This is a genomic window from Anoxybacillus tengchongensis (genome assembly GCF_014201585.1).
Classification (GTDB): domain Bacteria; phylum Bacillota; class Bacilli; order Bacillales; family Anoxybacillaceae; genus Anoxybacillus; species Anoxybacillus tengchongensis.
The window spans coordinates 22,990-45,232 of sequence record NZ_JACHES010000016.1; the positions used below are offsets into that span (position 1 = coordinate 22,990).

General features: G+C 42.4%; 34 protein-coding genes. All 34 read left to right on the plus strand.

Annotated features, from left to right (window positions below; all coding sequences use genetic code 11):
• The first annotated feature begins 42 nt into the window (after positions 1 to 42).
• The 34 genes from rpoC to rpsK all read left to right on the plus strand — a co-directional run bounded on the left by rpoC (position 43) and on the right by rpsK (position 22,024).
• Positions 43 to 3,642 carry a DNA-directed RNA polymerase subunit beta' gene (gene rpoC / locus HNQ82_RS13450; protein ID WP_183250262.1) on the plus strand — a complete coding sequence of 1,200 codons (3,600 nt, stop codon included), beginning with the start codon at positions 43 to 45 and terminating at the stop codon, positions 3,640 to 3,642.
• Positions 3,643 to 3,768: 126 nt separating this feature from the next.
• Entirely contained in the window at positions 3,769 to 4,017 is a 249-nt protein-coding gene (locus HNQ82_RS13455) for a 50S ribosomal protein L7ae-like protein (RefSeq protein WP_032101427.1), read from the plus strand.
• A 102-nt stretch (positions 4,018 to 4,119) separates the two neighbouring features.
• On the plus strand, positions 4,120 to 4,542 hold the full coding sequence (gene rpsL / locus HNQ82_RS13460; RefSeq protein WP_003397652.1) for a 30S ribosomal protein S12: 423 nt from the start codon (positions 4,120 to 4,122) through the stop codon (positions 4,540 to 4,542).
• 44 nt (positions 4,543 to 4,586) lie between these two features.
• The gene (rpsG, locus tag HNQ82_RS13465) at positions 4,587 to 5,057 is read left to right on the plus strand and encodes a 30S ribosomal protein S7 (RefSeq protein ID WP_004888658.1); all 471 of its coding nucleotides are present in this window, start codon (positions 4,587 to 4,589) and stop codon (positions 5,055 to 5,057) included.
• Positions 5,058 to 5,191: 134 nt separating this feature from the next.
• A complete protein-coding gene (fusA, locus tag HNQ82_RS13470; RefSeq protein WP_055441978.1) occupies positions 5,192 to 7,270 on the plus strand; it encodes an elongation factor G in 2,079 nt (692 codons plus the stop codon).
• Between the two features lie 120 nt (positions 7,271 to 7,390).
• Complete coding sequence (gene tuf, locus HNQ82_RS13475) at positions 7,391 to 8,578, plus strand: elongation factor Tu (RefSeq protein WP_032101424.1); 1,188 nt, start codon at positions 7,391 to 7,393, stop codon at positions 8,576 to 8,578.
• Between the two features lie 277 nt (positions 8,579 to 8,855).
• Complete coding sequence (gene rpsJ, locus HNQ82_RS13480; RefSeq protein WP_021095335.1) at positions 8,856 to 9,164, plus strand: 30S ribosomal protein S10; 309 nt, start codon at positions 8,856 to 8,858, stop codon at positions 9,162 to 9,164.
• 23 nt (positions 9,165 to 9,187) lie between these two features.
• Positions 9,188 to 9,814, plus strand: a complete 627-nt coding sequence (gene rplC, locus HNQ82_RS13485; protein WP_004888665.1) for a 50S ribosomal protein L3 — start codon at positions 9,188 to 9,190, stop codon at positions 9,812 to 9,814.
• Positions 9,815 to 9,841: 27 nt separating this feature from the next.
• On the plus strand, positions 9,842 to 10,465 hold the full coding sequence (gene rplD, locus HNQ82_RS13490) for a 50S ribosomal protein L4 (RefSeq protein WP_032101422.1): 624 nt from the start codon (positions 9,842 to 9,844) through the stop codon (positions 10,463 to 10,465).
• Positions 10,465 to 10,752: a 50S ribosomal protein L23 gene (gene rplW, locus HNQ82_RS13495; RefSeq protein WP_003397660.1), complete on the plus strand. Its 288-nt coding sequence runs from the start codon at positions 10,465 to 10,467 to the stop codon at positions 10,750 to 10,752. Before rplD ends, rplW begins: the two co-directional genes overlap by 1 nt.
• 27 nt (positions 10,753 to 10,779) lie before the next feature.
• Complete coding sequence (rplB, locus tag HNQ82_RS13500; RefSeq protein ID WP_003397662.1) at positions 10,780 to 11,610, plus strand: 50S ribosomal protein L2; 831 nt, start codon at positions 10,780 to 10,782, stop codon at positions 11,608 to 11,610.
• Positions 11,611 to 11,667: 57 nt separating this feature from the next.
• On the plus strand, positions 11,668 to 11,946 hold the full coding sequence (rpsS, locus tag HNQ82_RS13505; protein WP_004888674.1) for a 30S ribosomal protein S19: 279 nt from the start codon (positions 11,668 to 11,670) through the stop codon (positions 11,944 to 11,946).
• A 20-nt stretch (positions 11,947 to 11,966) separates the two neighbouring features.
• Positions 11,967 to 12,308 carry a 50S ribosomal protein L22 gene (gene rplV / locus HNQ82_RS13510; RefSeq protein ID WP_006322652.1) on the plus strand — a complete coding sequence of 114 codons (342 nt, stop codon included), beginning with the start codon at positions 11,967 to 11,969 and terminating at the stop codon, positions 12,306 to 12,308.
• Between the two features lie 3 nt (positions 12,309 to 12,311).
• Positions 12,312 to 12,968 (plus strand): 30S ribosomal protein S3, encoded by a 657-nt coding sequence (gene rpsC / locus HNQ82_RS13515; protein ID WP_003397666.1) that lies wholly within the window; start codon positions 12,312 to 12,314, stop codon positions 12,966 to 12,968.
• Positions 12,969 to 12,970: 2 nt separating this feature from the next.
• A complete protein-coding gene (rplP, locus tag HNQ82_RS13520; protein WP_003397670.1) occupies positions 12,971 to 13,405 on the plus strand; it encodes a 50S ribosomal protein L16 in 435 nt (144 codons plus the stop codon).
• The gene (rpmC, locus tag HNQ82_RS13525) at positions 13,395 to 13,595 is read left to right on the plus strand and encodes a 50S ribosomal protein L29 (RefSeq protein WP_003397671.1); all 201 of its coding nucleotides are present in this window, start codon (positions 13,395 to 13,397) and stop codon (positions 13,593 to 13,595) included. Before rplP ends, rpmC begins: the two co-directional genes overlap by 11 nt.
• Before the next feature lie 25 nt (positions 13,596 to 13,620).
• Positions 13,621 to 13,884 carry a 30S ribosomal protein S17 gene (rpsQ, locus tag HNQ82_RS13530; RefSeq protein ID WP_003397674.1) on the plus strand — a complete coding sequence of 88 codons (264 nt, stop codon included), beginning with the start codon at positions 13,621 to 13,623 and terminating at the stop codon, positions 13,882 to 13,884.
• A gap of 48 nt (positions 13,885 to 13,932) precedes the next feature.
• Positions 13,933 to 14,301, plus strand: a complete 369-nt coding sequence (rplN, locus tag HNQ82_RS13535) for a 50S ribosomal protein L14 (protein WP_003397675.1) — start codon at positions 13,933 to 13,935, stop codon at positions 14,299 to 14,301.
• 36 nt (positions 14,302 to 14,337) lie between these two features.
• The gene (gene rplX, locus HNQ82_RS13540; RefSeq protein WP_003397676.1) at positions 14,338 to 14,649 is read left to right on the plus strand and encodes a 50S ribosomal protein L24; all 312 of its coding nucleotides are present in this window, start codon (positions 14,338 to 14,340) and stop codon (positions 14,647 to 14,649) included.
• Positions 14,650 to 14,678: 29 nt separating this feature from the next.
• The gene (gene rplE / locus HNQ82_RS13545; protein WP_032101421.1) at positions 14,679 to 15,218 is read left to right on the plus strand and encodes a 50S ribosomal protein L5; all 540 of its coding nucleotides are present in this window, start codon (positions 14,679 to 14,681) and stop codon (positions 15,216 to 15,218) included.
• A gap of 34 nt (positions 15,219 to 15,252) precedes the next feature.
• Complete coding sequence (gene rpsN / locus HNQ82_RS13550; RefSeq protein ID WP_003397678.1) at positions 15,253 to 15,438, plus strand: 30S ribosomal protein S14; 186 nt, start codon at positions 15,253 to 15,255, stop codon at positions 15,436 to 15,438.
• A gap of 33 nt (positions 15,439 to 15,471) precedes the next feature.
• Entirely contained in the window at positions 15,472 to 15,870 is a 399-nt protein-coding gene (gene rpsH / locus HNQ82_RS13555) for a 30S ribosomal protein S8 (protein ID WP_003397680.1), read from the plus strand.
• 29 nt (positions 15,871 to 15,899) lie between these two features.
• Positions 15,900 to 16,439 carry a 50S ribosomal protein L6 gene (rplF, locus tag HNQ82_RS13560; protein WP_006322642.1) on the plus strand — a complete coding sequence of 180 codons (540 nt, stop codon included), beginning with the start codon at positions 15,900 to 15,902 and terminating at the stop codon, positions 16,437 to 16,439.
• Between the two features lie 32 nt (positions 16,440 to 16,471).
• Positions 16,472 to 16,834 carry a 50S ribosomal protein L18 gene (rplR, locus tag HNQ82_RS13565; protein ID WP_183250264.1) on the plus strand — a complete coding sequence of 121 codons (363 nt, stop codon included), beginning with the start codon at positions 16,472 to 16,474 and terminating at the stop codon, positions 16,832 to 16,834.
• A 19-nt stretch (positions 16,835 to 16,853) separates the two neighbouring features.
• Positions 16,854 to 17,354 (plus strand): 30S ribosomal protein S5, encoded by a 501-nt coding sequence (gene rpsE / locus HNQ82_RS13570; protein ID WP_055442040.1) that lies wholly within the window; start codon positions 16,854 to 16,856, stop codon positions 17,352 to 17,354.
• 14 nt (positions 17,355 to 17,368) lie between these two features.
• Positions 17,369 to 17,557: a 50S ribosomal protein L30 gene (gene rpmD / locus HNQ82_RS13575; RefSeq protein ID WP_003397685.1), complete on the plus strand. Its 189-nt coding sequence runs from the start codon at positions 17,369 to 17,371 to the stop codon at positions 17,555 to 17,557.
• Between the two features lie 14 nt (positions 17,558 to 17,571).
• A complete protein-coding gene (gene rplO / locus HNQ82_RS13580; RefSeq protein ID WP_032101416.1) occupies positions 17,572 to 18,012 on the plus strand; it encodes a 50S ribosomal protein L15 in 441 nt (146 codons plus the stop codon).
• Positions 18,012 to 19,304 carry a preprotein translocase subunit SecY gene (gene secY, locus HNQ82_RS13585; RefSeq protein ID WP_032101415.1) on the plus strand — a complete coding sequence of 431 codons (1,293 nt, stop codon included), beginning with the start codon at positions 18,012 to 18,014 and terminating at the stop codon, positions 19,302 to 19,304. Before rplO ends, secY begins: the two co-directional genes overlap by 1 nt.
• 59 nt (positions 19,305 to 19,363) lie before the next feature.
• On the plus strand, positions 19,364 to 20,014 hold the full coding sequence (locus tag HNQ82_RS13590; RefSeq protein ID WP_183250266.1) for an adenylate kinase: 651 nt from the start codon (positions 19,364 to 19,366) through the stop codon (positions 20,012 to 20,014).
• Positions 20,014 to 20,760 carry a type I methionyl aminopeptidase gene (gene map, locus HNQ82_RS13595; protein ID WP_006322635.1) on the plus strand — a complete coding sequence of 249 codons (747 nt, stop codon included), beginning with the start codon at positions 20,014 to 20,016 and terminating at the stop codon, positions 20,758 to 20,760. The genes HNQ82_RS13590 and map overlap by 1 nt, the downstream gene beginning before the upstream one ends.
• A gap of 98 nt (positions 20,761 to 20,858) precedes the next feature.
• Positions 20,859 to 21,077: a translation initiation factor IF-1 gene (gene infA / locus HNQ82_RS13600; protein WP_003247618.1), complete on the plus strand. Its 219-nt coding sequence runs from the start codon at positions 20,859 to 20,861 to the stop codon at positions 21,075 to 21,077.
• A gap of 30 nt (positions 21,078 to 21,107) precedes the next feature.
• The gene (rpmJ, locus tag HNQ82_RS13605; protein ID WP_000868344.1) at positions 21,108 to 21,221 is read left to right on the plus strand and encodes a 50S ribosomal protein L36; all 114 of its coding nucleotides are present in this window, start codon (positions 21,108 to 21,110) and stop codon (positions 21,219 to 21,221) included.
• Positions 21,222 to 21,243: 22 nt separating this feature from the next.
• Entirely contained in the window at positions 21,244 to 21,609 is a 366-nt protein-coding gene (rpsM, locus tag HNQ82_RS13610; RefSeq protein WP_003397691.1) for a 30S ribosomal protein S13, read from the plus strand.
• A gap of 25 nt (positions 21,610 to 21,634) precedes the next feature.
• Positions 21,635 to 22,024, plus strand: coding sequence for a 30S ribosomal protein S11 (rpsK, locus tag HNQ82_RS13615; protein ID WP_003397692.1), 390 nt, complete (start codon positions 21,635 to 21,637; stop codon positions 22,022 to 22,024).
• Positions 22,025 to 22,243: the final 219 nt, after the last annotated feature.

A 22,243-nucleotide genomic window follows, 5' to 3' on the forward strand; every position in this document is an offset into this window, starting at 1 on the left:
ACATAAGGGTAAAACCTGGATATTAAAAGGGAGGTAGGCCCCTTGTTAGATGTGAATAAGTTTGAATATATGAAGATCGGACTCGCTTCACCCGAGAAAATTCGTTCTTGGTCGTATGGTGAAGTTAAAAAACCAGAAACGATTAACTATCGAACATTAAAACCAGAAAAAGATGGACTGTTTTGCGAACGCATTTTTGGTCCGACAAAAGACTGGGAATGTCATTGTGGAAAGTATAAGCGCGTTCGTTATAAAGGTGTCGTTTGTGACCGATGCGGTGTAGAAGTTACACGTGCAAAAGTTCGCCGTGAGCGCATGGGTCATATTGAACTAGCAGCCCCTGTTTCACATATTTGGTACTTTAAAGGAATTCCTAGCCGCATGGGACTTGTCTTAGACATGTCCCCTCGCGCGCTAGAGGAAGTCATTTACTTCGCATCTTATGTTGTGACGGATCCAGGCGATACGCCGTTAGAAAAGAAACAATTGCTTTCTGAAAAAGAATATCGTGCGTATCGCGAGAAGTACGGAAACTCGTTTCAAGCTTCAATGGGTGCGGAAGCGATTAAAAAGTTGTTACAAGACATTGACCTTGAAAAAGAAGTAGAAACGTTAAAAGAAGAATTGAAAACAGCACAAGGACAGCGTCGTGCTCGTACAATTAAGCGTCTTGAAGTGCTTGAAGCGTTCCGTAACTCTGGTAACGATCCATCTTGGATGGTTTTGGATGTGCTACCTGTTATTCCGCCAGAGTTGCGTCCGATGGTGCAGTTAGACGGTGGACGTTTTGCGACATCTGACTTAAACGATTTATATCGTCGCGTCATTAATCGAAACAACCGTTTAAAGCGTTTATTAGACCTTGGTGCCCCGAACATTATTGTGCAAAATGAAAAGCGGATGCTTCAAGAAGCTGTCGATGCGTTAATTGATAACGGTCGTCGTGGTCGTCCTGTTACAGGACCAGGAAATCGTCCGCTGAAGTCGCTTTCCCATATGTTAAAAGGAAAGCAAGGTCGTTTCCGCCAAAACTTGCTCGGTAAGCGTGTTGACTATTCTGGTCGTTCTGTTATCGTTGTCGGTCCGAATTTGAAAATGTATCAATGCGGCTTACCAAAAGAAATGGCGCTGGAGTTGTTTAAACCGTTCGTTATGAAAGAATTAGTAGAACGTGGCTTAGCGCACAACATTAAGAGTGCAAAGCGAAAAATTGAGCGTGTTCATCCAGAAGTTTGGGATGTTTTAGAATCTGTCATCAAAGAGCATCCGGTGCTATTAAACCGAGCACCGACGCTTCACCGTCTTGGTATTCAGGCGTTTGAACCGACGCTTGTAGAAGGTCGTGCGATCCGCTTGCATCCACTTGTTTGTACGGCGTACAATGCGGACTTCGACGGTGACCAAATGGCTGTGCACGTACCGCTTTCAGCAGAAGCGCAAGCAGAAGCACGTCTACTGATGCTTGCTGCACAAAACATTTTGAACCCAAAAGACGGAAAGCCAGTCGTTACACCTTCACAAGACATGGTTTTAGGAAACTACTATTTAACGATGGAACGTGAAGGTGCTGTTGGGGAAGGAATGGTATTTAAAGATACGGACGAGGCGTTGTTAGCTTACCATAACGGTTATGTTCATTTGCATACACGCATCGCTGTTCATGCCGGTTCGTTGAAAAACGAAACGTTTACAGCAGAGCAAAATAATAAATTGCTTATCACAACAGTTGGAAAGTTAATCTTCAATGAGATCTTGCCGAAGTCATTCCCGTATATTAATGAACCGACGCAAGAAAACATTGAAGAACGAACACCAGATAAGTATTTCTTAGATAAAGGTGTGAACGTGAAAGAAGAAATCCGTAAGCGTCCACTCGTTCCACCGTTTAAGAAAAAAATTCTCGGTAATATCATTGCCGAGGTATTTAAACGTTTCAAAATTACGGAAACGTCTAAAATGCTTGACCGCATGAAAGATCTCGGCTTTAAGTACTCAACAAAAGCCGGTATTACAATTGGTGTAGCGGACATCGTTGTCTTGCCTGAAAAACAAGAAATTTTAGAAGAAGCGCAAGCAAAAGTTGATACGGTATTAAAACAATTTAGACGCGGTTTAATTACTGATGAAGAGCGTTATGAACGCGTTATTTCGATTTGGAGTGCGGCAAAAGATAAAATTCAAGGTCGCTTAATGGAGTCGCTTGATAAGCGAAATCCAATTTTCATGATGAGTGACTCTGGAGCCCGCGGTAACGCATCGAACTTTACGCAACTTGCAGGTATGCGTGGATTAATGGCGAACCCAGCTGGACGTATTATCGAGCTTCCAATTAAATCTTCGTTCCGTGAGGGTTTAACAGTACTTGAGTACTTCATTTCAACACACGGAGCGCGTAAAGGTCTTGCGGATACAGCGTTAAAAACAGCGGACTCTGGTTATTTAACACGTCGTCTTGTTGACGTTGCACAAGACGTCATTATTCGTGAAGATGACTGTGGTACAGATCGTGGTACGTTAATCCGTGCGTTAAAAGACGGAACAGAAGTGATCGTGAAGCTTGAAGATCGCCTCATTGGACGTTATGCGCGTAAGACGGTGAAACATCCGGAAACAGGCGAAGTGCTTGTACGTGAAAATGAAATGATTACAGAAGACATCGCGAATGCGATTGTCAAAGCTGGTATTGAAGAAGTATGGATTCGTTCGGCATTTACATGTAACACGCGTCATGGTGTATGTAAAAAATGTTACGGACGTAACTTGGCAACCGGTGCGGAAGTTGAAGTTGGTGAAGCGGTTGGTATTATCGCCGCTCAATCGATCGGTGAGCCGGGCACACAGCTCACAATGCGTACGTTCCATACAGGTGGGGTAGCAGGAGACGATATCACACAAGGTTTACCGCGCGTACAAGAGTTATTTGAAGCGCGTAATCCAAAAGGTCAAGCCGTCATTTCAGAAATTGATGGTGTTGTTGTGGCGATTAACGAAACGCGTGACCGTCAACGTGAAATTGTCATCCAAGGCGAAGTCGAGACACGTACGTATACAGCCCCTTACAGTGCGCGCCTGAAAGTGCAAGAAGGGCAGAAAGTTGAGCGTGGTCAAGAGTTAACAGAAGGTTCAATCGATCCGAAAGAGTTGTTGAGAGTTAAAGATATGAACGCTGTACAAGAATACTTGTTGCGCGAAGTACAAAAAGTATACCGCATGCAAGGGGTAGAAATTAGCGATAAACATATCGAAGTTATGGTTCGTCAAATGCTTCGTAAAGTGCGTGTCATTGATGCGGGCGATACAGACTTGTTGCCTGGTACATTACTTGATATCCATCAATTTACGGATGCAAACGCGAAAGTGTTAATGGAAGGCAAACGACCAGCAACGGCTCGTCCAGTATTACTTGGAATTACGAAAGCATCGCTTGAAACAGATTCATTCTTATCTGCAGCATCATTCCAAGAAACGACACGCGTTTTAACGGATGCAGCAATCAAAGGAAAACGTGACGAATTACTTGGATTAAAAGAAAACGTCATTATCGGTAAACTTGTTCCGGCAGGGACAGGAATGGCTCGCTATCGCAAAGTAAAGCCGGTAATTAAAACAACGAAGGACGAAGATGCTGTTACAACGAAATAATTCATGAACCTATTGCTAGCACCGTTCGCTAGCAATAGGTTCAAAAATAATAGTTGACACAGAACTCAGAAAGTGATAGCATAATAAAGGTGTTCCGAAAACCTGTCACTTTGGAGGATATGTTACATGTCTTATGAAAAAGTCGCACAGGCAAAACAAATTGTTGTAGGAACGAAACAAACAGTGCGAGCTCTGAAAGATGGAAAGGTGCATGAGATCGTCATTGCTGAAGATGCGGATGCAACAATTATCGATAAAGTGCTAGAAGTAGCAAGAGAGGCGAATGTACCTGTTTGTAAAGTGGACTCGATGAAAAAACTCGGGAAAACATGTCAAATCGACGTAGGAGCGGCTGTTGTTGCGATCATTCGTTAAAAACTGTTTTTGTGGGTTTACTACAAAAACTTTGTTTTTGCATAAAAATGAGCCACCTGGATGTGTGGGCTTGAATTTAATTGTGAAGGGAGGAAATTTACCATGCCTACAATTAACCAGCTTGTACGTAAAGGTCGTACAAAAAAGGTAGTGAAATCTAAATCACCTGCGTTAAATAAAGGGTATAACAGCTTCAAAAAAGTTCAAACAACTGTTTACTCTCCGCAAAAACGTGGAGTATGTACACGTGTAGGTACAATGACACCAAAGAAGCCAAACTCTGCGCTTCGTAAATATGCTCGTGTACGTCTATCTAACGGTATTGAGGTAACTGCTTATATCCCAGGTATCGGTCATAACTTACAAGAACACAGCGTTGTATTAATTCGCGGTGGACGTGTAAAAGACTTACCAGGGGTACGTTACCACATCGTTCGCGGTGCTTTAGATACAGCAGGTGTAGCAAACCGTATGCAAGGTCGTTCAAAATACGGTGCGAAAAAACCAAAAGCAGCTAAGAAATAACATTGAACATTTCTCGCTGATTTTCACTGAAAGGAGGAAAAACTATGCCACGTAAAGGTCCGGTTCCTAAACGAGATGTGTTACCAGATCCAATTTACAATTCAAAGCTAGTTACACGTTTAATCAATAAAATTATGATTGACGGTAAAAAAGGTAAAGCGCAAAAAATTCTTTACACAGCTTTCGATATTATTCGTGAGCGCACAGGTAAAGATCCAATGGAAGTGTTTGAGCAAGCGTTGAAAAACGTTATGCCAGTTCTTGAAGTTCGCGCACGCCGTGTTGGTGGTGCAAACTATCAAGTTCCTGTTGAGGTGCGTCCAGAGCGCCGCACAACATTAGGTCTTCGCTGGCTTGTGAACTACGCTCGTCTTCGTGGAGAAAAAACGATGGAAGAGCGTTTAGCAAACGAAATCATGGATGCAGCAAACAACACAGGTGCAGCTGTGAAAAAACGCGAAGATACACACAAAATGGCAGAAGCAAACAAAGCGTTTGCACACTATCGTTGGTAATTTTTTCGTTCAATTAAGAATAGGTGAGAGCGATGCGGTTGAAACTAAAAAAGCATGCCCATCGCTCATTCGCCTATATTCCTATATGCAAATTAAATTACGATACTTCATTTAAGGAAGGAGAAAAAATCCATATGGCAAGACAGTTCTCCTTGGAAAACACTCGCAATATTGGAATCATGGCCCATATTGACGCCGGTAAAACAACTACAACAGAGCGTATTCTTTTCTACACAGGACGCGTTCATAAAATCGGTGAAGTGCATGAGGGCGCAGCAACGATGGACTGGATGGAGCAAGAACAAGAGCGCGGAATTACGATTACATCCGCAGCGACAACTGCTCAATGGAAAAATCATCGTATTAACATCATCGATACACCTGGACACGTCGACTTCACAGTAGAGGTTGAGCGTTCATTGCGTGTATTAGACGGTGCAGTAGCTGTATTAGACGCGCAGTCAGGTGTAGAACCACAAACAGAAACAGTATGGCGCCAAGCGACTACATACGGTGTTCCACGTATCGTTTTCGTAAACAAAATGGACAAAATTGGCGCAGACTTCCTATACTCTGTAAAAACGCTTCATGAACGTTTACAAGCGAATGCGCATCCTGTTCAATTACCGATTGGTGCAGAAGATCAATTCACAGGCATCATTGACCTTGTTGAAATGTGCGCATACCACTATCACGATGAGTTAGGAAAAAACATCGAGCGCATCGAGATTCCTGAAGACTATCGTGATATGGCAGAAGAATATCGTGGGAAATTAATTGAAGCAGTTGCAGAGCTTGACGAAGAATTAATGATGAAATATTTAGAAGGGGAAGAAATTACGAAAGAAGAATTAAAAGCTGCAATTCGTAAAGCAACAGTTTCTGTTCAATTCTTCCCAGTATTCTGTGGTTCTGCATTCAAAAACAAAGGTGTTCAATTAATGCTTGACGGAGTTGTTGACTACTTACCATCACCAGTCGACATTCCTGCGATCAAAGGAACTGTTCCTGATACAGAGGAAGAAACAGTTCGTGAAGCGCGTGACGATGCTCCTTTTGCAGCGTTAGCGTTTAAAATTATGACAGACCCTTACGTTGGTAAGTTGACGTTCTTCCGCGTATACTCTGGTACATTGAACTCTGGTTCTTACGTGTTGAATTCAACAAAACGTAAGCGTGAACGTATCGGTCGTATTCTACAAATGCACGCAAACCACCGCGAAGAAATTGCACAAGTTTACGCTGGTGACATTGCGGCAGCTGTAGGTTTAAAAGATACAACAACTGGTGATACGCTGTGTGATGAAAAAGACCCAGTAATTTTAGAGTCTATGCAATTCCCAGAGCCAGTTATTCAAATCGCGATCGAGCCGAAGTCAAAAGCTGACCAAGATAAGATGAGTACAGCATTGCAAAAACTTCAAGAAGAAGACCCAACATTCCGTGCATGGACAGACCAAGAAACTGGTCAAACAATCATCGCGGGTATGGGTGAGCTTCACCTTGACATTATCGTTGACCGTATGCGTCGCGAGTTTAAGGTAGAAGCAAACGTTGGTGCTCCACAAGTTGCATACCGTGAAACATTCCGCAAATCTGCACAAGTTGAAGGTAAATTTGTGCGTCAATCTGGTGGTCGCGGTCAATACGGTCACGTTTGGATCGAGTTCTCACCAAACGAGGAAGGAAAAGGATTTGAATTCGAAAACGCGATCGTCGGTGGGGTTGTTCCGAGAGAATACATTCCTGCAATTCAAGCAGGTCTTGAAGATGCAATGCAAAATGGTGTTCTTGCTGGATACCCAGTTGTTGACATCAAAGCGAAGTTATTTGATGGTTCTTACCACGATGTTGACTCAAGCGAAATGGCGTTCAAAATTGCTGCTTCTATGGCGTTGAAAAACGCAGCAGCAAAATGTGACCCAGTGTTACTTGAGCCGATCATGAAAGTAGAAGTTATCGTCCCTGAAGAATATTTAGGTGACATCATGGGTGATATTACTTCTCGTCGTGGTCGCGTCGAAGGTATGGAAGCTCGTGGTAACGCACAAGTTGTTCGTGCGATGGTTCCACTTTCTGAAATGTTTGGGTACGCAACTTCATTGCGTTCAAATACACAAGGTCGCGGAACATTCACAATGGTATTTGACCATTATGAAGAAGTTCCGAAGAGCATTGCTGAGGAAATCATCAAAAAAAATAAAGGTGAATAATTGATTTTCTAGCATTGTTCAAGTATAAATACTTATGTAAGACTTGGAAGTGGACGTGCCTGTGCACTTTCACTTCCGAGCATTCTATACTTAATAAAAAACACTAAGGAGGATATTATAATGGCTAAAGCGAAATTCGAACGCACGAAACCACACGTCAACATTGGTACAATCGGCCACGTTGACCACGGTAAAACAACTTTAACAGCTGCAATCACAACAGTTCTTGCGAAACAAGGTAAAGCAGAAGCACGCGCATATGATCAAATCGACGCTGCTCCAGAAGAGCGTGAGCGCGGAATTACAATCTCAACTGCACACGTTGAGTACGAAACTGACAACCGTCACTATGCACACGTTGACTGCCCAGGTCACGCAGACTACGTGAAAAACATGATCACAGGTGCTGCGCAAATGGACGGCGCGATCCTTGTTGTATCTGCTGCTGACGGTCCAATGCCACAAACTCGTGAGCACATTCTTCTTTCTCGCCAAGTAGGCGTACCTTACATCGTTGTATTCTTAAACAAATGCGACATGGTAGACGACGAAGAGCTTTTAGAGCTTGTTGAAATGGAAGTTCGTGACTTATTATCTGAATACGACTTCCCTGGAGACGAAGTTCCTGTTATTAAAGGTTCTGCGTTAAAAGCGCTTGAAGGAGATCCAGCTTGGGAAGGAAAAATCATCGAACTTATGAACGCTGTTGATGAGTACATCCCAACTCCACAACGTGAAGTTGACAAACCATTCATGATGCCAGTTGAGGACGTATTCTCAATCACTGGTCGTGGTACAGTTGCTACTGGTCGTGTTGAGCGCGGTATCTTAAAAGTTGGTGACCAAGTAGAAATCATCGGTCTTTCTGAAGAGCCAAAAGCAACAACTGTTACAGGTGTTGAAATGTTCCGTAAGCTTCTTGACCAAGCTGAAGCTGGTGACAACATCGGTGCACTTCTTCGCGGTGTTTCTCGTGACGAAGTACAACGCGGTCAAGTATTAGCAAAACCAGGAACAATCACTCCACACACAAAATTTAAAGCGCAAGTTTACGTATTAACAAAAGAAGAAGGTGGACGTCATACTCCATTCTTCTCTAACTACCGTCCACAATTCTACTTCCGTACAACGGACGTAACAGGTATCATCCAACTTCCAGAAGGTGTTGAGATGGTAATGCCTGGAGACAATATCGAAATGACAGTAGAATTAATCGCGCCAATCGCGATCGAAGAAGGTACAAAATTCTCGATCCGCGAAGGTGGACGTACAGTAGGTGCAGGTTCTGTATCTGAAATCATCGAGTAATCGATGGGAGTGGTCTAGCGGTCAGCTAGACCACTTATTTTTTTACTCCATTGAAAATGCATGACGAAATATGTATAATAGGAAAGGCAGTTTGCAAAGAAAAGAAATAAAAAACTTGCATTGAATATAAAAATTATATATAATAATAAACGTTGGTCTTTGACTGCGATGAAGTGGAAGGTTGCTGACACACCCGGCCGCTTTGCCATGGCGAGTGTGAAGGAAATTTCCATGGAGAATGTCTATTTTGAAAATAGGCGAAGAAGGAGGGAAAATAATGGCAAAAGAAAAAATTCGTATTCGTTTAAAAGCATATGATCATCGAATTCTTGATCAATCTGCTGAGAAAATTGTGGAAACTGCAAAGCGTTCAGGCGCAACTGTATCTGGACCGATTCCGTTACCAACTGAAAAAACGGTATACACGATCTTACGTGCGGTTCATAAGTACAAAGACTCTCGTGAGCAGTTCGAAATGCGCACACATAAACGCTTAATTGATATCGTTAATCCGACTCCACAAACAGTAGATTCTTTAATGCGTTTAGACTTACCGTCTGGTGTCGATATTGAAATCAAGCTGTAATTGCGATATAGGAGGTGTGAAAGATGAAAGGAATCTTAGGAAGAAAAATCGGCATGACTCAAGTGTTCGCTGAAAACGGAGATCTTATTCCTGTAACGGTTATTCAAGCGACTCCAAACGTAGTTCTTCAGAAGAAAACGATTGAAAACGACGGTTATGAAGCGATTCAATTAGGTTTTGAAGATTTACGTGAGAAGTTAGCGAACAAGCCTCAAAAAGGTCATGCTGCGAAGGCAAACACCACACCTAAGCGCTTCATTCGTGAAATTCGTGGTGTGAATCTTGCAGAATATGAAGTAGGTCAAGAAGTAAAAGTGGACATTTTCAACGAAGGTGAAATCGTTGATGTAACAGGTACGTCAAAAGGTAAAGGTTTCCAAGGTGTAATTAAACGCCACGGACAATCTCGTGGACCAATGGCTCACGGTTCTCGTTACCATCGTCGTCCTGGTTCAATGGGTCCGATCGCTCCAAACCGTGTATTTAAATCAAAAGAGCTTCCAGGTCGCATGGGTGGCGAGCGTGTAACAGTACAAAACTTAAAAGTTGTTAAAGTGGATCCAGAACGCAACTTAATTTTAATTAAAGGAAATGTACCAGGTCCAAACAAAGGACTTGTGATCATTAAAAGCGCGGTTAAAGCGAAATAATTTCTTTAAGAAAGGAGGAAACACCCAATGCCAAAAGTAGCATTGTACAACCAAAACGGAGAAAACATCGGTGAAATCGAATTAAACGATGCCGTATTTGGTATTGAACCGAACAAACATGTGTTATTTGAAGCGGTAATTATGCAACGTGCTTCCTTGCGTCAAGGAACTCATAAAACAAAAAATCGTGCAGAAGTGAGCGGCGGTGGCCGTAAACCATGGCGTCAAAAAGGTACTGGACGCGCTCGCCAAGGATCGATCCGTTCTCCACAATGGCGTGGCGGTGGTATTGTATTTGGTCCAGTTCCACGCAGCTACAGCTACAAACTTCCGAAAAAAGTTCGTCGCTTAGCAATTAAATCAGCTTTATCTTCAAAAGTGCTTGAAAACAGCATTGTTGTATTAGACAATTTAACGCTTGAAGCACCGAAAACAAAAGAAATGGTTAAAATTTTAAACAATCTTTCTGTTGATCGCAAAGCGTTAATTGTAACGGCAGATGCAAATGAGAACGTTATTCTTTCAGCTCGCAACATTCCAGGAGTCACAGTTGTGACAGCAAGCGGAATTAACGTTCTTGATGTACTCAATCACGACAAGCTTATCATTACGAAAGCTGCTGTGGAAAAAGTAGAGGAGGTGCTTGCATAATGAAAGATCCTCGCGATATTATTAAGCGCCCCGTCATTACTGAACGTTCAACAGAGTTAATGACTGAGAAAAAATATACGTTCGAAGTTGATGTGAAAGCGAACAAAACAGAAGTAAAAGACGCGATCGAAGCGATTTTCGGCGTGAAAGTAGCGAAAGTCAACATTATGAACTATAAAGGAAAGTTCAAACGTGTTGGTCGCTATAGCGGCTTAACAAATCGTCGTCGTAAAGCGATTGTTACGTTAACGCCAGACAGCAAAGAGATCGAACTATTTGAAGTATAAGTTTAAAAGTGAAGGAGGGAAACGGACATGGCGATTAAAAAATATAAGCCAACGTCTAACGGTCGTCGTGGTATGACGGTTTTAGACTTCTCTGAGCTTACAACAGATAAGCCAGAAAAATCGTTGCTTGCGCCTTTAAAGAAAAAGGGCGGTCGTAACAACCAAGGTAAATTAACAGTTCGTCACCAAGGTGGCGGTCATAAGCGTCAATATCGTATTATTGACTTTAAGCGCGATAAAGATGGCATTCCAGGACGCGTTGCTACAATCGAATACGATCCAAACCGTTCTGCGAACATCGCGTTAATTCATTACGCTGATGGTGAAAAACGTTACATCATCGCACCGAAAAACTTAGAAGTTGGCATGGAAATCATGTCAGGTCCAGATGCGGACATTAAAGTAGGTAACGCATTACCTTTAGCAAATATTCCAGTTGGTACAGTTATTCATAACATCGAATTAAAACCTGGTAAAGGCGGACAGTTAGTGCGCGCTGCAGGTACATCTGCACAAGTACTTGGTAAAGAAGGTAAGTACGTACTCGTTCGTTTATCTTCAGGTGAAGTTCGTATGATTTTAGCAACTTGCCGTGCAACAGTCGGTCAAGTTGGTAACGAACAACATGAGCTTGTGAACATCGGTAAAGCTGGACGCGCTCGTTGGTTAGGCATTCGTCCAACTGTTCGTGGTTCTGTTATGAACCCAGTAGATCACCCACATGGTGGTGGTGAAGGTAAAGCACCAATCGGACGTAAGTCTCCAATGACTCCATGGGGTAAACCAACGCTTGGATTCAAAACGCGTAAGAAGAAAAACAAATCCGATAAATTTATCGTACGTCGTCGTAAAAAATAACGGGGTTGAGCTACGGTTCACAAGAACCGTAGAGCAATCACGAAAGGAGGTTCACTTATGGGTCGCAGCTTGAAAAAAGGTCCTTTTTGTGATGATCATTTAATGAAAAAAATCGAGAAGTTGAATGAAACTGGGCAAAAACAAGTGATCAAAACATGGTCTCGTCGTTCGACAATTTTTCCACAATTCATTGGTCACACAATCGCTGTTTACGATGGTCGTAAACACGTTCCAGTTTACATCACAGAGGACATGGTCGGTCATAAGCTCGGTGAGTTCGCGCCAACGCGCACGTACAAAGGTCACGCTGCTGATGACAAGAAAACAAAACGTTAATATGAGAGGAGGCTTCATTTATGCAAGCTAAAGCTGTTGCTAGAACGGTTCGAATTGCTCCTCGTAAAGCTCGTTTAGTGATTGATTTAATTCGAGGAAAGCAAGTGAGTGAAGCAGTTGCGATTCTTCGCCATACGCCAAAAGCTGCTTCTCCAATTATCGAGAAAGTATTAAAATCTGCAGTGGCAAACGCAGAACATAACTATGACATGGACGTGAATAAACTTGTTGTTACAGAGGCTTATGTGAACGAAGGACCAACATTGAAACGTTTCCGTCCTCGTGCACAAGGTCGTGCGAGCGCAATTAACAAACGCACAAGCCATATCACGATCGTTGTTTCAGAAAAGAAGGAGGGATAATCAGTGGGTCAAAAGGTAAATCCAATCGGTCTTCGCATTGGTATTATCCGTGATTGGGAATCAAGATGGTACGCTGAAAAAGATTACGCAGACCTTTTACACGAAGATCTTAAAATTCGTGAGTACCTCACAAAGCGCTTAAGCGATGCAGCTGTTTCTCGCATTGAAATCGAGCGTGCAGCAAACCGTGTAAATATTACAATCCATACAGCGAAACCAGGTATGGTAATCGGTAAAGGTGGATCTGAAGTTGAGGCGCTTCGTAAAGCGTTGAACGAATTAACTGGCAAACGTGTTCATATTAACATCGTTGAAATTAAAAAGCCAGACTTAGAAGCAAAACTTGTTGCGGAAAATATCGCGCGTCAAATTGAAAACCGCGTATCATTCCGTCGTGCGCAAAAACAAGCCATTCAACGCACAATGCGCGCAGGTGCTAAAGGAATTAAAACGATGGTATCTGGTCGTTTAGGTGGAGCAGATATCGCTCGCTCAGAACATTACAGCGAAGGAACAGTTCCACTTCATACTCTTCGCGCTGACATTGATTATGCAACAGCAGAAGCGGACACAACATATGGAAAAATCGGCGTGAAAGTATGGATTTATCGTGGAGAGGTCCTTCCTACGAAAAAGAAAACTGAGGAAGGAGGAAATTAATCATGTTAATGCCAAAACGCGTAAAATATCGTCGTGAACATCGCGGTCGCATGAAAGGTCGCGCAAAAGGCGGTACGGAAGTACATTTTGGTGAGTACGGCTTACAAGCGTTAGAGCCAGCATGGATTACAAACCGTCAAATCGAGGCTGCTCGTCGTGCGATGACTCGTTACATGAGACGTGGCGGTAAAGTATGGATTAAAATTTTCCCTTCAAAACCATATACAGCAAAACCACTTGAAGTGCGCATGGGTTCCGGTAAAGGTGCTCCTGAAGGTTGGGTAGCTGTAGTTAAACCTGGTAAAGTGATGTTTGAAATCGCGGGAGTTTCTGAAGAAGTAGCTCGCGAAGCGTTACGTCTTGCTTCTCATAAACTTCCAATCAAATGTAAATTTGTAAAACGTGAAGAAATTGGTGGTGAATCAAATGAAAGCTAAAGAAATTCGTGAACTTACCACTGCCGAGATTGAACAAAAAATTAAAGCGTTGAAAGAAGAGTTATTCAACCTTCGCTTCCAATTGGCAACAGGTCAATTAGAGAATACTGCTCGTATTCGTGAAGTACGCAAAGCGATTGCGCGTATGAAAACTGTTATTCGCGAAAGAGAGATCGCTGCTAATAAATAATTGATATCGAGAGGAGGTTCGCACAATGAGTGAACGCAACAATCGTAAAGTTCTCGTCGGCCGTGTTGTTTCCGATAAAATGGATAAAACAATTACGGTTCTTGTAGAAACTTATAAAAAGCATCCTCTTTACGGCAAGCGCGTAAAGTATTCGAAAAAATATAAGGCACATGACGAAAACAATGTAGCAAAAGTGGGCGATATCGTAAAAATTATGGAAACACGTCCTCTTTCTGCGACAAAACGTTTCCGTCTTGTTGAAGTAGTCGAGAAAGCTGTTATTGTTTAATGAATATGTTCGGAATGATGGATACAAATCCGAAAGGAGGTTTCGTCAATGATTCAACAAGAAACTCGTATGAAAGTTGCTGATAACTCTGGTGCACGTGAAGTGCTTGTCATTAAAGTGCTAGGTGGTTCTGGTCGTCGCTATGCGAACGTTGGCGACATTGTTGTGGCGACAGTTAAAGATGCAACACCAGGTGGCGTTGTTAAAAAAGGTCAAGTTGTTAAAGCGGTTGTCGTTCGTACGAAACGTGGCGTGCGCCGTACAGACGGTTCTTACATCCGTTTTGATGAAAATGCTTGCGTAATCATTCGTGATGACAAGAGCCCACGTGGTACACGTATTTTCGGACCAGTTGCCCGTGAATTACGTGAAAAAGACTTTATGAAAATCGTTTCTTTAGCTCCAGAAGTGATTTAATGAAAAGGAAAAGCCTTTTAAGGAGGTGCGATTCAGATGCATGTAAAAAAAGGTGATAAAGTACAAGTAATCTCTGGTAAAGATAAAGGCAAACAAGGCGTTATTCTCGCTGCGTTTCCGAAGAAAAACCGAGTGCTTGTTGAAGGTGTAAATATCGTGAAAAAACACGTGAAACCTTCCCAAGCAAATCCACAAGGCGGCATCATCAGCCAAGAGGCGCCAATCCACGTATCAAACGTAATGCCTCTTGATCCAAAAACAGGATTACCAACTCGTGTTGGATACAAAGTAGTTGACGGTAAAAAAGTTCGCTATGCGAAACGTTCTGGTGAAATTTTAGACAAATAATGAAGTGATCGAGGAAGGGAGGTACTCAAATGAACCGCCTTAAAGAAAAGTATGTAAAAGAAGTTGTTCCTGCTCTGATGAGCAAGTTTAACTATAAATCTGTGATGCAAGTTCCAAAAATCGAGAAAATTGTCATCAACATGGGTGTTGGTGATGCGGTACAAAACGCAAAAGCGTTAGATAACGCAGTAGAAGAACTCGCATTAATTTCCGGTCAAAAACCAGTTGTTACACGCGCAAAAAAATCAATCGCTGGTTTCCGTCTTCGTGAAGGAATGCCAATCGGTGCGAAAGTAACGCTTCGCGGTGAGCGTATGTACGAGTTTTTCGATAAGCTCGTGTCTGTTTCTTTACCGCGTGTTCGCGACTTCCGTGGTGTTTCTAAAAAATCTTTCGACGGACGCGGCAACTACACATTAGGTGTAAAAGAGCAATTAATTTTCCCTGAAATTGACTACGATAAAGTAAACAAAGTTCGCGGTATGGACATCGTCATCGTTACAACTGCGAAAACAGATGAGGAAGCTCGTGAATTACTTACGTTGCTCGGTATGCCATTCCAAAAATAATCATTCCCATTCGTAAAAAGAGGGAGGCGAAAACGTGGCTAAAAAATCAATGATCGCGAAACAAAAACGCACACCAAAGTTTAAAGTGCAAGCGTACACTCGTTGTGAGCGTTGTGGACGTCCACACTCTGTATATCGCAAATTTAAACTTTGCCGTATTTGTTTCCGTGAATTAGCGTATAAAGGTCAAATTCCTGGTGTGAAAAAAGCAAGCTGGTAATAAACCCATGAGTTGGGAAGGAGGTAAAACATAATGGTGATGACAGATCCAATTGCAGATATGCTTACTCGCATTCGTAATGCGAACATGGTGCGTCACGAGAAACTTGAAGTTCCTGCTTCAAAAATTAAAAGAGAAATCGCTGAAATTTTAAAGCGTGAAGGTTTCATTCGTGATGTCGAATACATTGAAGATAACAAACAAGGTATTCTTCGAATTTTCTTAAAGTACGGTCCAAACAACGAGCGCGTAATTACAGGTCTTAAACGTATTAGCAAACCTGGTTTGCGCGTATATGCAAAAGCTGATGAAGTACCACGCGTATTGAACGGTTTAGGAATCGCAATTCTTTCAACATCTCAAGGTATTTTAACTGACAAAGAAGCACGTCAAAAACGTACTGGCGGCGAAGTGTTAGCATACATTTGGTAATTATTTTGCAACGAATGGAGGTGTAGTACATGTCACGTGTTGGTAAAAAACCATTGGAAATTCCAGCTGGTGTTACAGTTACATTAAACGGTAACACAGTTACTGTAAAAGGTCCGAAAGGTGAACTTACTCGTACGTTCCATCCAGATATGGTCATTAAATTAGAAGGCAACGTTTTAACAGTTGAGCGTCCAAGCGATGAAAAGCATCATCGTGCGCTTCACGGAACGACTCGCAGCTTACTTGCGAACATGGTTGAAGGTGTTTCAAAAGGTTATGAGCGTGCGCTTGAGCTTGTTGGTGTCGGTTATCGTGCGACAAAACAAGGTAAAAAGCTTGTGTTAAGCGTAGGATACTCTCATCCTGTTGAAATCGAACCAGAAGAAGGCCTTGAAATCGAAGTTCCTTCACAAACAAAAATCATCGTTAAAGGTGCGGACAAACAACGTGTTGGTGAATTAGCAGCAAACATTCGTGCCGTTCGTTCACCAGAGCCTTATAAAGGAAAAGGTATTCGCTACGAAGGCGAAGTTGTACGTCGTAAAGAAGGTAAAACAGGTAAGAAATAATGCTGCTTAGGTAAATGAAAGGAGTGACACGAATGATCACTAAGCTTGATAAAAATGCAGTTCGCAAAAAAAGACACGCTCGTGTTCGTCGTAAAGTAGTAGGAACTGCGGAACGTCCACGCTTAAATGTGTTCCGTTCAAACAAACACATTTACGCGCAAATTATTGACGATATGAAAGCTGTGACGCTCGTTAGCGCGTCAACGTTAGATAAAGAATTCAACTTAGAATCAACAGGTAATGTTGAAGCAGCTCAAAAAGTGGGCGAATTAATTGCTAAACGTGCGCTTGAAAAAGGAATTACATCGGTTGTATTTGACCGTGGCGGATATTTATATCATGGACGTGTTAAAGCACTTGCAGACGCTGCTCGTGAAGCTGGATTACAATTCTAATTAAGAAGGAGGGACAGAGATGCGTCGCATTGATCCAAATAAACTTGAACTAGAAGAACGCGTTGTTGCCGTTAACCGCGTAGCTAAAGTCGTAAAAGGTGGACGTCGCTTCCGTTTCGCTGCGTTAGTCGTTGTTGGTGACAAAAACGGTCATGTCGGCTTTGGAACAGGAAAAGCTCAAGAAGTTCCAGATGCTATTCGCAAAGCGATTGAAGACGCGAAGAAAAACTTAATTACTGTACCGATTGTTGGTACAACAATTCCACATGAAGTCATTGGACATTTCGGTGCAGGTGAAATCATTTTAAAACCAGCATCTGAAGGTACTGGGGTTATCGCTGGAGGTCCTGCGCGTGCGGTATTAGAGTTAGCAGGTGTTAGCGATATTTTATCGAAGTCAATCGGTTCCAACACGCCAATCAACATGGTACGCGCAACAATCGACGGTTTGAAGCAATTGAAACGTGCTGAAGAGGTAGCAAAATTGCGCGGTAAAACAGTTGAGGAACTGTTAGGATAAGGGAGGGAAAAATGATGGCGAAAAAATTAGCAATTACCCTCACTCGCAGCGTAATTGGTCGTCCGCAAGACCAACGCGTGACGGTTAAAACATTAGGTTTACGAAAATTGCATCAAACAGTTGTTCATAACGACAATCCAGCCATTCGTGGAATGATTAATAAAGTTTCTCACCTTGTAACAGTAAAAGAATTAGAAGAATAAGGAGGTGCCTAGGCATGAAGCTACATGAATTACAACCAGCACCGGGTTCCCGTAAAGAACGCAACCGTGTTGGTCGTGGTATCGGCTCTGGTAACGGAAAAACTTCTGGTAAAGGACACAAAGGGCAAAATGCTCGCTCTGGTGGCGGTGTACGCATCGGCTTTGAAGGTGGTCAAACACCTTTATTCCGTCGTTTACCAAAACGCGGCTTTACAAACATCCATCGTAAAGAATATGCGATCGTTAACCTCGAAGCGTTAAATCGCTTTGAAGACGGTACGGAAGTGACACCAGAATTGTTGCTTGAAACAGGCGTAGTAAGCAAGTTAAAAGCAGGCATCAAAGTTCTTGGAAACGGTGAGCTTACGAAAAAGTTAACAGTAAAAGCTCATAAATTCTCTGCTTCTGCAAAAGAAGCGATCGAAGCTGCTGGCGGTACAACTGAGGTGATTTAATGTTTCGAACAATCTCCAATTTTATGCGCGTGGGTGATATAAGAAGAAAAATTATGTTCACCCTTCTTATGCTCATTGTATTTCGCATCGGTACGTTTATTCCTGTGCCGGGCGTAAATGCAGACGTCTTGAAAATGCAGGATCAGTTCAATGCCTTTGGCGTATTGAACACATTCGGCGGTGGCGCCTTGAAAAATTTCTCTATTTTTGCGATGGGCGTCATGCCATACATTACGGCATCCATCATTGTACAACTATTGCAGATGGATGTTGTTCCTAAATTTACGGAATGGTCGAAACAAGGAGAGGTAGGCCGCCGTAAACTCGCCCAGTTTACTCGCTATTTCACGATTGTGCTTGGTTTTATCCAAGCGTTCGCTATGTCATACGGGTTTCATAATATGTCTGGTGGTGTACTCATTAAAAACCCAGGCATTCCGACATATTTGCTTATTGCGCTCGTTTTAACAGCAGGCACAGCTTTTTTAATGTGGCTCGGTGAGCAAATTACAGCTAAAGGTGTTGGGAACGGCATTTCTGTTTTGATTTTTGCAGGGATTGTTTCAGGTATCCCAACAACGCTCAATCAAATTTACGTGCAGCAGTTTGAAAATGCTGGCGATCAGTTATTTTTACGCATCGTCACAGTACTGTTAGTCGCTTTAGCAGTTGTTGCAGTCATCGTTGGTGTCATTTATATGCAACAAGCTTTTCGGAAAATTCCAATTCAGTATGCGAAGCGATTAGAAGGACGTAGTCCAGTAGGTGGTCATTCGACACACATTCCGTTAAAAGTCAATCCGGCAGGTGTTATTCCGGTTATTTTTGCGGTGTCGTTTATTATTACTCCACCGACGATTGCATCGTTTTTCGGCTCGAATGATGTAACATTGTGGATTAAAAAAGTTTTTGACTACACACAACCAGTTGGGATGATTATATACATCGCTTTAATTGTTGCCTTTACGTATTTTTATGCGTTTGTTCAAGTTAATCCGGAACAAATGGCGGACAATTTGAAAAAGCAAGGTGGTTACATTCCAGGCATTCGTCCAGGAAAGAACACGCAAGAATTCATTACACGCGTTTTGTATCGGTTAACTTTCGTCGGAGCTCTATTTTTAGCAGCAATCGCTGTTCTTCCTGTCTTCTTTATCGAGTTCGCTAAACTACCGCCTTCTGCTCAAATTGGAGGAACGAGTTTGCTGATCGTCGTCGGTGTTGCTTTAGAGACGATGAAACAGCTAGAAAGCCAATTAGTAAAGCGCCATTATAAAGGCTTTATTAAATAAAAAGAGGTGTTGGGAATTTTATTCCCTCTACCTCATATAGAGCTGAGGGGGAGAAATTGATGAATTTAGTATTAATGGGTCTGCCGGGCGCCGGAAAAGGCACGCAGGCAGAGAAAATCGTTGAGAAATACAAAATTCCTCACATTTCTACTGGGGATATGTTTCGAGCAGCGATCAAAGAAGGAACAGAGCTCGGTTTACAGGCGAAGTCATATATGGATCGCGGTGATCTTGTTCCAGACGAAGTGACTATTGGCATTGTTCGTGAACGATTGAGTAAGGACGATTGCCAAAACGGATTTTTGCTTGACGGTTTCCCGCGGACAGTCGCTCAAGCAGAAGCGTTAGAAACACTTCTTCAACAATTGAACCGTTCCATCGATTATGTCATTAACATCGAAGTAGATAAGAGCATTTTAATGGAACGTTTAACAGGCAGACGTATTTGCAAAGAATGTGGCGCAACGTATCATCTCGTATTTAATCCACCAGCCCAAGCAGGTGTTTGCGATAAATGCGGTGGAGAGTTGTATCAACGTGCAGATGATAACGAAGCGACCGTAGCAAATCGTCTTGAAGTCAATATGAAGCAAGCGCAACCGTTGCTTGATTTTTATGCAGCAAAAGGATACTTGCGCAACATTAACGGACAACAACATATTGATCAAGTGTTTGCTGACATTTGTGAATTACTTGGGGGCTTACAATAATGATCATTTGCAAAACCCCACGCGAAATTGAAATTATGCGTGAAGCTGGCCGAATTGTTGCCTTAACTCATCAAGAATTACAAAAATATATCGAACCAGGCATAACGACAAGAGAGCTCGATCATATTGCCGAAACGTTCATTCGTAAACATGATGCAATTCCTTCGTTTAAAGGATATAATGGATTCCAAGGGAGCATTTGTACGTCCGTAAATGAAGAGCTCGTTCACGGCGTTCCGGGAGACCGTGTGCTTCGCGAAGGAGATATTATTAGCATCGATATTGGCGCAAAATATAATGGATATCATGGCGATTCAGCTTGGACATATCCGGTCGGGGTCATCTCCGAAGAGGCAAAAAAACTGTTAGAAGTGACAGAACAGTCATTGTATCGCGGATTGGAAGAAGCGAAACCTGGCGCACGGTTAACGAACATTTCCCATGCGATCCAAACATACGTTGAGGCACATAACTTTTCTGTTGTGCGTGAGTATGTTGGACATGGAATTGGTCAAGACTTACATGAAGATCCGCAAATTCCACATTACGGTCCGCCAAACAAAGGACCGCGGTTAAAGCCAGGCATGGTTCTTTGCATTGAACCGATGGTAAATGCAGGAACTCGTTATGTTCGTACGTTAGAAGATAATTGGACGGTCGTCACAGTAGATGGCAAGCTTTGTGCTCATTTTGAGCATACGATCGCTATTACTGAGACGGGATATGAAATTTTAACAACACTTTGAACGCTTTAACCTTCTTTGCGGATGCGCATCGTAAGCTTTAAACTGGTCGTGTTAGTTGAACATGTTACTCATTTCAAAAAAGAAGGGAGAGCCGTTCAATGGCGAAAGACGATGTAATTGAAGTGGAAGGTACAGTCGTTGAAACGTTACCTAATGCGATGTTCCGAGTGGAACTTGAAAACGGTCATACTGTTTTAGCTCACGTTTCAGGTAAAATTCGTATGCATTTTATTCGGATTTTACCAGGTGATAAAGTGACAGTGGAACTATCACCTTACGATTTAACACGTGGAAGAATTACGTATCGATATAAATAACACTCCGCACGAACAAGGAGGTAAGTTCACATGAAGGTTAGACCATCTGTAAAACCGATTTGCGAAAAATGCAAAGTCATTCGCAGACGCGGAAAAGTTATGGTTATTTGTGAAAATCCAAAGCATAAGCAAAAACAAGGATAAAACTTGAGGAGGTGTACAAATCATGGCACGTATTGCAGGTGTAGATATTCCTCGTGACAAACGTGTAGTCATTTCATTAACATACATTTACGGAATCGGTAAAGCAACTGCACAAAAAATCTTAGCAGAAGCTGGCGTATCTGAAGACACTCGTGTTCGCGATTTAACAGAAGAAGAATTAGGAAAAATTCGCGAAATCGTAGATCGCTTAAAAGTAGAAGGAGATCTTCGTCGTGAAGTATCTTTAAACATTAAACGTTTAATGGAGATCGGTTGCTACCGTGGTCTTCGTCATCGTCGCGGATTGCCAGTTCGTGGCCAAAATACGAAAAACAATGCTCGTACACGTAAAGGTCCACGTCGTACAGTAGCCAATAAGAAAAAATAATTAAGTAAAGGAGGTTCGTGAACGAATGGCACGTAAAACGAATACGCGTAAACGTCGTGTAAAAAAGAATATTGAATCTGGTATCGCTCATATCCGTTCGACTTTTAACAACACAATCGTCACAATTACAGACGTTCATGGAAATGCAATTTCTTGGTCAAGTGCAGGTGCATTAGGCTTCAAAGGTTCTCGTAAGTCTACTCCGTTTGCTGCGCAAATGGCTGCAGAAGCTGCTGCAAAAGCGTCAATGGAGCATGGTATGAAAACTGTTGAAGTAAACGTAAAGGGTCCGGGTGCTGGTCGTGAAGCAGCAATTCGTGCACTTCAAGCGGCTGGATTAGAAATTACAGCAATTAAAGATGTTACACCGGTTCCACATAACGGATGCCGTCCGCCAAAACGTCGTCGTGTTTAATTTCTCTGTATAGAATTTGCGTATGTGTCAATAATGGGATATAGTCATTGTTACAGGGAAATAAAAAACAGTTGTTGTGCACATTCGGGAACTTATTCATGGGGGAATTTCGATTGAGCTGTCATCGGTTTAATCGGGGTTTCGACGTTTTGAAGGAGGGTTAAAGGAATGCTGGAAATCGAAAAGCCGAAAATCGAAACGGTTGAAATCAGCGAGGAT

Excerpts from the sequence above, each read along its gene's own strand:
- HNQ82_RS13455 (WP_032101427.1), top strand. The coding sequence starts at position 3,769 with ATGTCTTATGAAAAAGTCGCACAGGCAAAACAAATTGTTGTAGGAACG.
- rpsL (WP_003397652.1), top strand. The coding sequence starts at position 4,120 with ATGCCTACAATTAACCAGCTTGTACGTAAAGGTCGTACAAAAAAGGTA.
- rpsG (WP_004888658.1), top strand. The coding sequence starts at position 4,587 with ATGCCACGTAAAGGTCCGGTTCCTAAACGAGATGTGTTACCAGATCCA.
- fusA (WP_055441978.1), top strand. The coding sequence starts at position 5,192 with ATGGCAAGACAGTTCTCCTTGGAAAACACTCGCAATATTGGAATCATG.
- tuf (WP_032101424.1), top strand. The coding sequence starts at position 7,391 with ATGGCTAAAGCGAAATTCGAACGCACGAAACCACACGTCAACATTGGT.
- rpsJ (WP_021095335.1), top strand. The coding sequence starts at position 8,856 with ATGGCAAAAGAAAAAATTCGTATTCGTTTAAAAGCATATGATCATCGA.
- rplC (WP_004888665.1), top strand. The coding sequence starts at position 9,188 with ATGAAAGGAATCTTAGGAAGAAAAATCGGCATGACTCAAGTGTTCGCT.
- rplD (WP_032101422.1), top strand. The coding sequence starts at position 9,842 with ATGCCAAAAGTAGCATTGTACAACCAAAACGGAGAAAACATCGGTGAA.
- rplW (WP_003397660.1), top strand. The coding sequence starts at position 10,465 with ATGAAAGATCCTCGCGATATTATTAAGCGCCCCGTCATTACTGAACGT.
- rplB (WP_003397662.1), top strand. The coding sequence starts at position 10,780 with ATGGCGATTAAAAAATATAAGCCAACGTCTAACGGTCGTCGTGGTATG.
- rpsS (WP_004888674.1), top strand. The coding sequence starts at position 11,668 with ATGGGTCGCAGCTTGAAAAAAGGTCCTTTTTGTGATGATCATTTAATG.
- rplV (WP_006322652.1), top strand. The coding sequence starts at position 11,967 with ATGCAAGCTAAAGCTGTTGCTAGAACGGTTCGAATTGCTCCTCGTAAA.
- rplP (WP_003397670.1), top strand. The coding sequence starts at position 12,971 with ATGTTAATGCCAAAACGCGTAAAATATCGTCGTGAACATCGCGGTCGC.
- rpmC (WP_003397671.1), top strand. The coding sequence starts at position 13,395 with ATGAAAGCTAAAGAAATTCGTGAACTTACCACTGCCGAGATTGAACAA.
- rpsQ (WP_003397674.1), top strand. The coding sequence starts at position 13,621 with ATGAGTGAACGCAACAATCGTAAAGTTCTCGTCGGCCGTGTTGTTTCC.
- rplN (WP_003397675.1), top strand. The coding sequence starts at position 13,933 with ATGATTCAACAAGAAACTCGTATGAAAGTTGCTGATAACTCTGGTGCA.
- rplX (WP_003397676.1), top strand. The coding sequence starts at position 14,338 with ATGCATGTAAAAAAAGGTGATAAAGTACAAGTAATCTCTGGTAAAGAT.
- rplE (WP_032101421.1), top strand. The coding sequence starts at position 14,679 with ATGAACCGCCTTAAAGAAAAGTATGTAAAAGAAGTTGTTCCTGCTCTG.
- rpsH (WP_003397680.1), top strand. The coding sequence starts at position 15,472 with ATGGTGATGACAGATCCAATTGCAGATATGCTTACTCGCATTCGTAAT.
- rplF (WP_006322642.1), top strand. The coding sequence starts at position 15,900 with ATGTCACGTGTTGGTAAAAAACCATTGGAAATTCCAGCTGGTGTTACA.
- rplR (WP_183250264.1), top strand. The coding sequence starts at position 16,472 with ATGATCACTAAGCTTGATAAAAATGCAGTTCGCAAAAAAAGACACGCT.
- rpsE (WP_055442040.1), top strand. The coding sequence starts at position 16,854 with ATGCGTCGCATTGATCCAAATAAACTTGAACTAGAAGAACGCGTTGTT.
- rpmD (WP_003397685.1), top strand. The coding sequence starts at position 17,369 with ATGGCGAAAAAATTAGCAATTACCCTCACTCGCAGCGTAATTGGTCGT.
- rplO (WP_032101416.1), top strand. The coding sequence starts at position 17,572 with ATGAAGCTACATGAATTACAACCAGCACCGGGTTCCCGTAAAGAACGC.
- secY (WP_032101415.1), top strand. The coding sequence starts at position 18,012 with ATGTTTCGAACAATCTCCAATTTTATGCGCGTGGGTGATATAAGAAGA.
- HNQ82_RS13590 (WP_183250266.1), top strand. The coding sequence starts at position 19,364 with ATGAATTTAGTATTAATGGGTCTGCCGGGCGCCGGAAAAGGCACGCAG.
- map (WP_006322635.1), top strand. The coding sequence starts at position 20,014 with ATGATCATTTGCAAAACCCCACGCGAAATTGAAATTATGCGTGAAGCT.
- infA (WP_003247618.1), top strand. The coding sequence starts at position 20,859 with ATGGCGAAAGACGATGTAATTGAAGTGGAAGGTACAGTCGTTGAAACG.
- rpmJ (WP_000868344.1), top strand. The coding sequence starts at position 21,108 with ATGAAGGTTAGACCATCTGTAAAACCGATTTGCGAAAAATGCAAAGTC.
- rpsM (WP_003397691.1), top strand. The coding sequence starts at position 21,244 with ATGGCACGTATTGCAGGTGTAGATATTCCTCGTGACAAACGTGTAGTC.
- rpsK (WP_003397692.1), top strand. The coding sequence starts at position 21,635 with ATGGCACGTAAAACGAATACGCGTAAACGTCGTGTAAAAAAGAATATT.